Genomic DNA, 12542 nt, shown 5'->3' on the forward strand with positions numbered 1-12542 from the left:
TATATCTTTCCACTAACCCCAAGGTTTACAATGATAAAGGGGAGCTATGGAAAATATAGAAGATGTCTTTTCACATAAAAACTGGGAATATATATTTAACAATCTTATTAAGGGCAAAAGCAGGCAGGAGATAGAGGACTTTGTACTGACACAGATAGAAAATGCCTTTGATGATATTGACGGCTGTGTTATCTCAAGAAATGTCGAAAGCGCCGACATGCTCTATGTCACTGCAGCCCATGGCACATATAGTAAATATCTTCATCATCAGCTCAGCCGAACCGAAGGGCTCTCCGGTTATGGGCTCATCCACAGAAAGGTCTATGCGGTTAATTCATTTCACGAAATTCCTGTAGGTATAACCATATATGGAGATTCATTCACAGAAGTTGATAGGGTTCTCGTCATACCCCTCATACCAAAGCATGGACTTCTATACAATCCTACCAAGATACATGCAGTTGTCGTACTCCACAGAAAAAACAAAGATTTTACAGAAGAAGAAGTCAGCCGTGCCCGTCAGCTATCAGAACACTATGGATACCTTTTAGACATCTACTATGCCACAAACCTCATGTTTTCTATGAGACATATAGAAGAGATGGGAAGACAGATGATCACAGATGTCACATCTAATATACGCTCTATCAGAGAATTTATGAACACATACCTTGAAAAAGCCATACAATATATTGGCGGTGCCGAGGCAGGTTCCCTCCTTATAGAGGTGCCCGGTGGATTTAAATTTATTGCCGTGTCAGGATATCCCAAAGGACTTCTTGACATGCCTCCCATAAGCAGGAAAAACCATCTAAGGTGGTACTACTATGGTGAGAATAAAATGCGACAGGGAATTCCTCGTATACTGACACCATCAGTAATACAAGCCCTTATGAAAGAGGATGTTGTGGCCAAAGAGAGCAAGAACACACAGCGTATACAATCATCACTTGGTATCCCCATTGTTGGAAGAGGTCGTGTCGTACTGTTTATCAACCTTGATAGTTTCTCTTCACCTGTGGCATTTGATGATACAGACATAGAGTTGGCAAAGCAGATGGGAACATATTTCACTGCAGCCTATGAGATACTCATGGACCGTGTCCGTATAGAGAAGAGAGATATTGTCATATCACGGCTAAATAACCTTGCTGAAAGACTATCCAATGAAGAGCATAAAAATGAAAACTCTTCCATCAGAAAAATATTCATCGATGTGGTAACAGATGGTCTTGAAATATTAAAACCACATACTATTGTTTTCATAAGGGAAAAATACATAGACAGACCACTATTTATAGGAGAAAAAGACGAAAAGCTCCAAAAAAAAGTGCTTACCCTTATCCCCATTGCTAAAATCAACAGATATGCCATCGGCATACACGGTAAATACAATCTTCTCATTGTACATAAAGACATACTTGCTGATAATGAACACATCAATATTTTCATTGCCCTAACCCGAGAGGATATATGGAGCAGAGCCGATCTTGATTACATATTCTCCATTATCAATTCTGCCATTATATACCTGAAAAACATCTTATACCTGAGGGCTATAGGTAAAACCCAAGAAGAAACATTGAAAATGCTAGGCAAGGCACTGGAAATGCGTGACATCGAAACCAAGGGCCATACGGAGCGCACAGCCCTACTGACCAAAATTCTTGCCAAACATATGGGCTTTAAAGATATGAAAGGTATTATGTGGGGAGCCTACATACACGATATAGGCAAGATAGCCATACCCGATAGGATACTGCTGAAACCAGATAGACTAACAAGAGAGGAGTTTGACATTATTAAGAGGCATGTGATATATGGATATGACCTTATCAGGAACATAAAAGGATTACCTGAGACAACAAAAAATGTTGTGCTATATCACCACGAACGATGGGACGGTACAGGTTATATGAGAGGCATAGGTGGTGAAAACATACCACTTGAGGCTCGTATATTTGCCGTTGTCGATGTTTTTGACGCCCTCATCTCCGAAAGACCTTATAAAAATCCTTGGTCTCCCGAAGAAGCCATGAAAGAGATAGAGAAAAATGCCGGTACCCATTTTGATCCCCAAATTGTCCAAGTCTTCCTGAAAATAATACCCCAATACCTACAAACACTCAACATATAGTATAATAATCCACCTCAACTGGTATATGTGCTACAGTAATTTAGAGGGAAGGGAGGATTACATGTTTAGGGAACTAAAAAATTTCCGATACGAAGTATGGGAAAGCATACTTGATGACCTTATCAATCATCTTATAAAAGAAAAAGCAGAGAGAGAAATCGCCTCTGCTATTGGTAGTGCTTTTGAAAAAGTAGATGGCTATACATTTGTCAGGTATATAGCCCACGGTCATAGACTACATGTCACAGTAGGAGAGGGCTATTACAGCATATATCTTCACGATGAGGTAGATGAAAACGAAGGGCTTATAGGATACAGCCTTAAAACATTGCAACCCTATTATGTGAACGGACCATCCATGATACCAGCCGGTGTCAAACCCTATGGAAAACGCACTATTACAGACAGAGACAGCTATATGATTATTCCCCTTGTGCCCAATAGACAGGTCCTAACAGACACCAACCTTGTTAAAGGGATTGTTGTATTACACCGTAAAGCCCTTCCATTTACCGATGATGACTTAACAAAAGCCCAAGTGCTTTCTAAGAGATTCGGTTACATTTTAGATATATACAATGCCACCAAGCTAATTAAAGAGGTAGAGAAGATAGAAAAGTTAGGAGAGTCAATTATACATGAAGCACTGGGCAGTGTATCATCTCCATATGAGTTTTATAGTAAGCACCTTGAAAGCATTGTAGAAGCCATTCCATCGGCAGAAGGTGGTTCTCTACTGACAGAAACACCAATGGGTTTCAAATTCTTGGCCATACACGGATTTGAACCAGAACTACTCGCCATTCCACCACTTGATAAAGAATGTCACTTAAACTGGTATCATTACGGTGAAGAGAATCTTAGGAAGGGTGTTCCCCGTATTCTTACCAGAAAACAGATAGAAGCCATCATAGCCTATGACAAAGTCGCCAATGATAGTCCCAAAACCCGTATTATTATGTCGACTATGGCCATACCCGTTGTTCACGATGGCAAAGTCGTGCTATTTCTCAACCTTGACAACTTTACATCTCCTGCAGCATTCGACGAAAATGATGTATTTCTTGCCAAGAAACTCAGCATGTATCTTGCCAGTGCATATAGCATACTTGAGGAAAAACTAAGGGCCACCCAGAGGGCAAACATTATCAATGAGCTTCACTATCTATCAGATGCCATGGCCACAGGTGCCATATCTAAAACGGCATCTACCCAAGAAACACTGGAAAGTGTCTTTGTCGATGTACTCAAGGAAGGCAAAAAAATACTGTCCCCTCAGTGGACATACATCTTTTCCGACAGTTTCGAATACATAGAATCAGACCTTGATGAAGAAAAACAGCAAAAGCTCAAAGAGAGAATAAACAAGATGCTCAAAGAAAACAAGACCCTCTGCACATGTGAAAACCTTAGCCTACTCCTTATCCCCTACACCGTCCAAACAGATAAACATTCCTTCACCATCTACGTCGCTATGGCCAGAGATCTACCTTGGAGTGATATCGATATCAGCTATATCAAGTCTATCCTCAGCGGCGCTACTGTCTATATGAAAAACCTCTCTTACCTCAGGGCTATCTACAAAACTCAAGAGGAAACTTTGAAACTCCTCGGTAAAGCCCTTGAGGTCAGAGATATTGAAACTAAGGGACACACTGAACGCACTGCTAACCTTACCCGCCTCCTCGCTCAAAAACTTGGATTTACAGATATCAAGGGTATTGTTTGGGGCGCCTACCTCCACGATATCGGTAAGCTTGCTATCCCCGATAAAATTCTTCTCAAACCCGGTAAACTTACACCTGAGGAGTTTGAGGTTATCAAGTCCCATGTCGTTCATGGCTACAACCTTATCAAGCATATTGAGGGTCTCTCTGAAACTACCAAGAATGTTGTTCTATACCACCATGAAAAGTGGGATGGCTCCGGTTATGTCCATGGCCTCAAGGGTGAAGATATCCCCCTTGAAGCCCGTATCTTTGCCATCATTGATGTCTACGATGCCCTTATTTCTGAAAGACCCTATAAGAAACCTTGGTCATCTGACAAGGCCATACAGGAAATTAAGAAAGGGGCCGGTTCTCACTTTGACCCCAAGGTTGTAGAGGCCTTTGAAGAGGTTATTAAGAAAAGGGAACATATTTAGAACGTAAACTCACTAAATTATATCGGTATAAACAATTACAAGTTGTATAATAAATGCATGGAAAAGTTAATAGGATTTTCTCAAGATAAATGGAACAGTTTTGTCAACGAAAATATTAAAAACAAAACACGTTCAGATTTCGAGGTTTTTGCCCTCCAAAGAATTATTCATAACTTTCAACCTGTAGACGGTGCTGCGTTCATTCGATTTATTAATAGCGCAAAAACGCTTATGATAACAGCAGCATTAGGCTATCTGAAAAACGCTTTATATACTGAGATTGAAAACCCCGACAGCATAATTACATCTTTAACCAAATCGATAATTATTAATAGCAAAACACCTATTCCTTCCATATTAGAACCATACTTTAAACAGATAGGATTAACGGAAGAAATACTAATTATCCCTATAGTTTCAGAAAACCCTATAACTCCTCAACCACATAACCTTAAAGGATATGTAGTTATACAAAGAACTAATCAACAATTCAGCAAAGACGAACTTCAACTTACTAACACTCTTAGCAAGGAATATGGTACTCTTTTCGATGTATTTGACAGCACAAAACTACTAATATATGGAAATGAAATTAGCACATTCGGTGAACAACTTATAAAAGAAGCCACAGACTACAGAGGTTCTGTATACGACTTTTTTACGCGTAACATCGATAATATTATAAATCTTATACCTAATGCTCAAGCAGGTTCTACTTTAATAGAAACCCCAGCAGGTTTCAAATATCTTGCTATTAGTGGATATACAAAAAAACTTTTTCAACTTCCACCAATTCCTAGACAAAATCATGTCAAATGGTACTATTATGGCAATAAGCGTATGAGAGATGGCATACCACGAATCCTTACAAGAGAGAAAATAAAAGAGATTGTACAAACAGATATAGTAGCAAAAACAAGTCCTTTAACCAAAGAGATACAAGTATCCCTGGGTATACCAATAGTACACAATAAAGAAGTAGTATTATTTATCAATTTAGAAAACTTTGATTCCCCTTCTGCATTCGACGATAACGATATTATTCTTGGGCAAAAGTTAGCATCTTATCTAGTAGCTTGCCATCAAATACTGATACTAAAAGAGAAAGTAGAAAAAAGAGAAATAATCATTGCACAAACGAATGAAATGTCAGCTAGTTTAGCACAATCGCAAAAAAATCAAAACTTAGAGAACGTAGATCAGACAATGTTAGATTTATTCATAAACAATATATCTATCCTGAATCCCCATATTGTAATGATATGGGCAGAAGAGTCTGATAGAATTATCGCCTTCCCCGATGATACAAAAGAAGAAATTATTAGAGAACTCAAAGAACATATAACCAATCTTATTCCTTACATAAAACTAAATAAATATGCCATAGGCACTTTTCACGGAAAAAATCTACTTATTATCCACAAAAACATACCATTAAAGAAAAATCTACATGTCTCTTTATACATCGCTCTAACAAGAGAACTACCATGGAGCAGTATTGCTTTAAACTATATTAACTCCACAATCAGTAGTATCACAATATACGGCAAAAATCTTATGTACCTTAAAACGATAAATACTACCCAGGAAGAAACCTTGAAAATGTTGGGGAAAGTTCTAGAGGCTAGAGACATTGAAACTAAGGGCCATACTGAACGCACTGCTAACCTTACCCGCCTACTCGCCCAAAAACTTGGATTTACAGATATCAAGGGTATCGTCTGGGGCGCCTACCTACACGATATCGGTAAGCTTGCTATCCCTGACAAGATTCTTCTCAAACCCGGTAAACTTACACCTGAGGAGTTTGAGGTTATCAAGTCCCATGTCGTTCATGGCTACAACCTCATCAAGCATATTGAGGGTCTCTCTGAAACTACCAAGAATGTTGTTCTATACCACCATGAAAAGTGGGATGGATCCGGTTATGTCAATGGCCTCAAGGGTGAAGATATCCCCCTTGAAGCTCGTATCTTTGCCGTTGTTGATGTCTATGATGCCCTTATCTCTGAAAGACCCTATAAGAAACCTTGGTCCCATGATGAGGCTATACAGGAAATTAAACGCTCTGCTGGTTCCCACTTTGACCCCAAGGTTGTAGAGGCCTTTGAAGAGGTTGTCAAGGAAAAGAAATAACACAACCCTATCTTCTACCCTTCTTCTTGTTCACAATTATCGTTCATTCTTGTTGTAATATTTAGTAAGAAAGGAAGATCTGTATGTTAGAAGAATTAAAAAACTTTAGATATGACACATGGAGAAAATTACTCAACAACCTGATAAATAAGGCCACCATAGAAGATGTCGAAAAAGAAATATCTCGTATCATAGCAAATTCTTTTGAAAGAATAGAAGGATACGCTTTTATTAGACATATAGAACACGGGCACAGATTACATGTCACCGTCGCCGAAGGCTACTATAAAAGGTATCTTCACGATGAAATACCAGAACACGAAGGATTAATAGGACACAGCGCAAGGACTAAAAAACCCTATTATATCAATGGTCCTTCCATGATTCCACACGGGGTAATACCATTTGGAGATAGAGAAATTACAGATGCAGATAGCTACATAATTATCCCTCTTATACCCGACACTCAGATACTGGAGAGCACCAATAATATAAAGGGCTTTGTTGTATTACATAGAAGAAACCTACCATTTGGAGAAAAAGAGTTGGAAATAGCACACGACCTATCGTTGAGATTTGGGTACATACTGGATATATACAACGCAACAAAACTTCTCAAAGACACTGAAAAGGTAGAAATGATAGGAGAAACTATCATCCATGAGGCTCTGGGAAATGTGTCTTCTCCAAACAAATTTTACAGCAAGCATTTAGAGAATATGGTCAATGCCATACCATCCGCAGAGGGAGGTTCACTACTGGCGGAAACACCTATGGGTTTCAAAATCATAGCTATACATGGCTTTGAAGACTATCTTTTAAATATTCCACCATTTGATAAAGATGTCATCTTACACTGGTACCACTACGGCGAGGAAGACCTTAAAAGGGGTATTCCCAGAACACTAACAGAAAAACTCGTAAGAGAAATAATCAAAACAGACAAAATAGCCCAAATTAGCCCCAAAACAAGGCAAATAAGATCCACCATGACAATACCCATTGTCCACGATGGAAAGATTGTTTTATTCATAAATCTTGACAGTTTCAGTTCACCTGTAGCATTCAACGAAAATGATATTTTTATAGCGAAAAAGCTTAGCATGTACCTCGTAAGTGCCTACAGCATACTCGAGGAAAAGTTAAGAGCCAAACAAAGAGAAAACATAATAACAGAGCTGCATCACCTATCTGACGCCATGGCAACAGATAGCATATCCAAAACAGCATCTCCTCAGGAGGCATTAGAAAACATATTTATAGATGTGCTGAGAGAAGGAAAACATATACTCTCACCTAAATGGACCTATATCTTCTCTGACAACTTTGAACATATAGAATCAGAGCTTGATGAAGACATGGAAAGGATACTTAAAGAAAAAACATTGGAAATGTTAGAAAACAATCAAATAACATACACAGGATCAAACTTCTGCCTACTCCTTATTCCTTACACCGTCCAAACAGATAAACATTCCTTCACCATCTACGTCGCTATGGCCAGAGATCTACCTTGGAGTGATATCGATATCAGCTATATCAAGTCTATCCTCAGCGGCGCTACTGTCTATATGAAAAACCTCTCTTACCTCAGGGCTATCTACAAAACTCAAGAGGAAACTTTGAAACTCCTCGGTAAAGCCCTTGAGGTCAGAGATATTGAAACTAAGGGACACACTGAACGCACTGCTAACCTTACCCGCCTCCTCGCTCAAAAACTTGGATTTACAGATATCAAGGGTATTGTTTGGGGCGCTTACCTACACGATATCGGTAAGCTTGCTATCCCTGACAAAATTCTTCTCAAACCCGGTAAACTCTCCCCTGAAGAATTTGAGGTTATCAAGTCTCATGTTATTCACGGCTACAACCTCATCAAGCATATTGAGGGTCTCTCTGAAACTACCAAGAATGTTGTTCTATACCACCATGAAAAGTGGGATGGCTCCGGTTATGTCCATGGCCTCAAGGGTGAAGATATCCCCCTTGAAGCTCGTATCTTTGCCATCATTGATGTCTACGATGCCCTTATTTCTGAAAGACCCTATAAGAAACCTTGGTCATCTGACAAGGCCATACAGGAAATTAAGAAAGGGGCCGGTTCTCACTTTGACCCCAAGGTTGTAGAGGCCTTTGAAGAGGTTATAAAAGAGAAAAACAGGAAAGATAAATATTGAACAACCATACTCAAGGGATTGTCTTATAAATGATCCTTCAAGCACAACATGCTCAAAACTTATACTTAACTATTCTAAAAACTTGCATATTTTATAGAGATGAAACTTCTTAATGCATAAAACACTTGGTCCGCAAGGTACCCATATGATAAAATAACATCTTCCGCCAAAAATATCAGAGGGCAATATTTTGCATACTATAAGATTTTTGGGGTAGGAGATTATTATAGCACGGAAAACCCTCAAAAAATACCACATAGACAAAATTTTTTCTTAACACACATTTTGCATTTCGTGGATATAATAAGAAAAAACTTGGGGGTTTATTAGGGGGATGCGAAAGACAATGATGCGAGCAAGCGGGGGGAAATTAAAGATATCCATCACTGCGGTGCATCCTCTGGTCTTTGGGAGCCTTTACGGCTCCCTTTTTTTTTTGGCCGAAAAACACGGTTATAAGGGGGGATTTTCATGGATCTTCTGAGTATCACAGACCTTAGCAGAGACGATATTATGGGTATCATCAACAGGGCACTGGAGTTTAAAAAGATGAAGAAGCAGCCTCAGATACTGGACGGAAAATTTATTGTCACAGCATTCTTTGAGCCTTCTACCCGCACAAAGCTCTCTTTTCACAGGGCTATCAAGGGATTGGGAGGCAAGGTTATAGACTTCATAGCATCTGTGTCTGCCATACAAAAGGGAGAAACAGACATCGATACACTACTGACTCTTGAAGCAATGGATATTGATGCCTTCGTTGTCAGGGTAAGGAGAAACGGGGCACCTATGGAATGGAAAAACTATGTAAAGGTACCTATTATCAACGGTGGAGATGGCACCAACCAGCACCCCACCCAAGCACTACTTGACCTCACCACTATGTATGAGCACTTTGGAAGACTAGACCTCAAGGTTGCCATTGTAGGAGACATACTCCACTCCCGTGTGGCAAACTCACTCACCCAAGGGCTTCTCATGTTTGGAGGAAAAGTGCGTTTCTGCGGACCTAAAGAGTTTGTTCCTGCAAGATATGATGGTGTAGAGCTTATCACCGACAGTCTTGAAGAGGCCCTAGATGGTGTAGATGTTGTATATGCTCTTAGGGTGCAAAAGGAGAGAATAGAGAAACTACCAATCAACATAGATGAGTTTTTCAGGAGATACCAAATCAACCACAAGACCATAAAAATGGCACCAGAACACGCCGTGCTCATGCATCCTGGACCTTTCAACAGAAATATAGAGGTATCAGATAACATTGTGTACTCTGAACGCTCCCTTATTCTGCAGCAGGTGAAAAACGGGGTCTACTCCCGTATGGCTGTGCTTGAAAGGGTGGTTGGCTCATGAAACTCTACGATCCCATAAAAAAGACAGAGTATACAGCAGATATACCTACACCCCATGGCAGTGGTGAGGGACTCTTAGGAGTCCCTCTTTTTTTAGATATGCACACCCATGTGAGATATCCCCAGTTTGAGGGCTACGACACCCTTGGGGAGGCATGCCTAAAGGGTGGATTCGGCATATGCACTATTCAACCCAACACCAAGCCACGACTGGAAAGGGCATCTACCATTGAAATACACAAGAGGGCCTCACAGGGATATCCCGTCAAGTTTATCTTCACCGCCAGCTTGTTTGGAGAAGATACATCTATGGGTGTGGCATATTCCACCGATGGGCTGGAGTACACCGCAGAACAGCTGTGGTACGCTCTAAACACTCATACCCCAAGGCTACTGATGGACCACAGCCAGATATATGAGATAGAGGGCATGTTTTACCCCGGGGCACCTTACCCATCGTATAGGCCACTACGTAGTGAATCTATAGCCGTATTCCGTACGGTGATGCTGGGCATAGAGGCGGGCTGGAGCAGATTTCATATACAGCACATCACATCATCCCACACAGTACAGACCATACAGCATCTGAAGAAGTATGCCAGTGTTACATCTGAAATCACACCACACCATTTGCTTCTGTCGGCTGAGGACATAAGCACTCCCAACATGAAGATAAACCCGCCACTGGCACCAGAAAAGGATAGAAAAACACTCATTGACATGACAAAGAAAGGGCTCATTGATGTGCTGGCAACAGACCATGCACCACATCCACCTAAACCTGAAAACTATGAGAAAGCACCCTATGGCTCTTCACATATAGAGGTAGCATTTTCGGCATTTTACACAGCACTTGGAGACATACACACGGTGGTAAATATGCTAACGGTAAAACCTGCCAAGATATTGGGGGTAGATATTCCCCCCATGCCAGAGAACATGGTTGTTATAGACCCAAAGGCCACATTCACTGTGGATAGCAAGGAGTTTGCCTCTCTTGGGAAAAATACGGCATTTGAGGGTATGACACTGGGGGGCAAAGTTGTTGGTGTAAAGATTGGTGGCACATGGAGATATTGGGACGGGCAGTTTCTGGAGGTGTAAACATGCATAGGTGGGAAAACAAGACCATACACATAAAAAAGAGATTTAAGCTCACAGACGACACATATATACTGGTGCTAAGAGAACATATAGACTTCATACCGGGACAGTTTATTATGATAGAAAATCCTATGGCAACCCGCAAACCCTTTATACTGGGCTACTTTGGTGAAGACACCGCCCTTGCCATACAGGTGAAGGGTAAAGGCACAAGGTGGATTGTCAACCAGTCGGTGCTAAAGGCACACTACCCGCTGGGTAAACCATTTATACCACCACAGGGCAAAGGCATAACCATTGTCTCACCGGCCAGTTTGACATTTGGTTGCAGCATGTTCAGGGTATATGGCACCGATGTTTTGCTTGGCTCCCGCAAAGAGATACTCACAGATATACCCTTTACCTATGTCATAGGTGATAGTGCATTTGCAGACAAGATCAGAGAGATAAAAGGACACTACGACTACTATGTTGTCAACGGTTCACGGGGCATGGAAAAGTTTGTATACGACACCGTAGGAGAGGGTGTCTTTGTGTCCCTTGAAGAGTACATGGCATGTGGCATTGGTGCATGCAAAGGTTGTGCTATTCAGACAAAAGACGGCATCAAGCATGTGTGCACCGATGGCCCCATATTCAGAGGTGATGAAATATGGTTTTAAATCTCAGAAGCCCGCTGGTCGTAGCATCTGGCCCCGGTGGCATGGGTGAGTATATGGAGTTTATAGATCCTAAAGCTTTGGGTGCGTATATACTGAAAACCATTACACTACACCACAAAGAGGGGGCCACACCTCCGAGGATTAGGGCAGGGAAAGACTTTGTCATTAACCGTATAGGCCTTGAAAACCCAGGCATAGACACCTTTGTAGAAGATACCGTGGCTGGCAAATACGACCACCTCTTTGACAGGGTACCTGTAATACTCTCCCTTGGTGGAGACTCTCCAGATGAGTATAAGGAGATAGCAAGGCGGGCTCTTCCCATCATAGATAGATTCATAGCTGTGGAATACAACTTCTCGTGTCCCAATGTGGAAGCAGGAGGGCTTGCCATTGTCTCAGATAGAATGGTGCTAAAAGACATTATGGTATCTATCAGGGATATACTGAAAGACACATTCCTCATAGCCAAGTTTGGCATAGAGGGCATATTTGTAGAGCAGGCATCAGAGATGGTGAAAGACACAGGTTGGAACGGCATCACACTGATTAACACCATCAGGGGTATTGTGAAAACACATGACGGCTATCTCAGGGGAGGCATATCCGGTGCTGTGCTAAAACCCATTGGCATGAGGGCTGTATATGAGGTCAGACAGAGACACGGGGATATGTTTATCATGGCATCAGGTGGTGTGTATGCACCGGGCGATGTCAAAGACTACCTTGAGGTAGGTGCAAATGCCGTTCAGATAGGCTCGGCCCTATTTAAAAATCCATCAATTATTGGTGATATACATGAGGGCTTATCTGACAAATCATCGTGAC

8 protein-coding genes are annotated in these 12542 nt (G+C 41.1%); all 8 read left to right on the forward strand.

All coding sequences use genetic code 11. The features are described from left to right. The first annotated feature begins 46 nt into the window (after positions 1-46). Positions 47-2137 carry an HD domain-containing phosphohydrolase gene (locus GM182_RS07600; RefSeq protein ID WP_449186508.1) on the forward strand — a complete coding sequence of 697 codons (2091 nt, stop codon included), beginning with the start codon at positions 47-49 and terminating at the stop codon, positions 2135-2137. A 61-nt stretch (positions 2138-2198) separates the two neighbouring features. Further along, positions 2199-4283, forward strand: a complete 2085-nt coding sequence (locus GM182_RS07605) for an HD domain-containing phosphohydrolase (protein WP_449186509.1) — start codon at positions 2199-2201, stop codon at positions 4281-4283. A 57-nt stretch (positions 4284-4340) separates the two neighbouring features. Next, on the forward strand, positions 4341-6419 hold the full coding sequence (locus GM182_RS07610; RefSeq protein WP_449186510.1) for an HD-GYP domain-containing protein: 2079 nt from the start codon (positions 4341-4343) through the stop codon (positions 6417-6419). An 83-nt stretch (positions 6420-6502) separates the two neighbouring features. Further along, on the forward strand, positions 6503-8596 hold the full coding sequence (locus GM182_RS07615; RefSeq protein ID WP_449186511.1) for an HD domain-containing phosphohydrolase: 2094 nt from the start codon (positions 6503-6505) through the stop codon (positions 8594-8596). 471 nt (positions 8597-9067) lie between these two features. Then, a complete protein-coding gene (locus GM182_RS07620) occupies positions 9068-9949 on the forward strand; it encodes an aspartate carbamoyltransferase catalytic subunit (RefSeq protein WP_449186512.1) in 882 nt (293 codons plus the stop codon). Continuing rightward, on the forward strand, positions 9946-11052 hold the full coding sequence (locus tag GM182_RS07625; protein ID WP_449186513.1) for an amidohydrolase family protein: 1107 nt from the start codon (positions 9946-9948) through the stop codon (positions 11050-11052). The genes GM182_RS07620 and GM182_RS07625 overlap by 4 nt, the downstream gene beginning before the upstream one ends. Positions 11053-11054: 2 nt before the next feature. Continuing rightward, positions 11055-11714, forward strand: coding sequence for an iron-sulfur cluster-binding protein (locus GM182_RS07630; protein WP_449186514.1), 660 nt, complete (start codon positions 11055-11057; stop codon positions 11712-11714). Further along, the gene (locus GM182_RS07635; RefSeq protein WP_449186515.1) at positions 11705-12541 is read left to right on the forward strand and encodes a dihydroorotate dehydrogenase; all 837 of its coding nucleotides are present in this window, start codon (positions 11705-11707) and stop codon (positions 12539-12541) included. The genes GM182_RS07630 and GM182_RS07635 overlap by 10 nt, the downstream gene beginning before the upstream one ends. Position 12542 lies beyond the last annotated feature (1 nt).

Source organism: Zhurongbacter thermophilus (assembly GCF_026184435.1).
Classification (GTDB): Bacteria; Coprothermobacterota; Coprothermobacteria; order Coprothermobacterales; family JAADFF01; genus JAADFF01.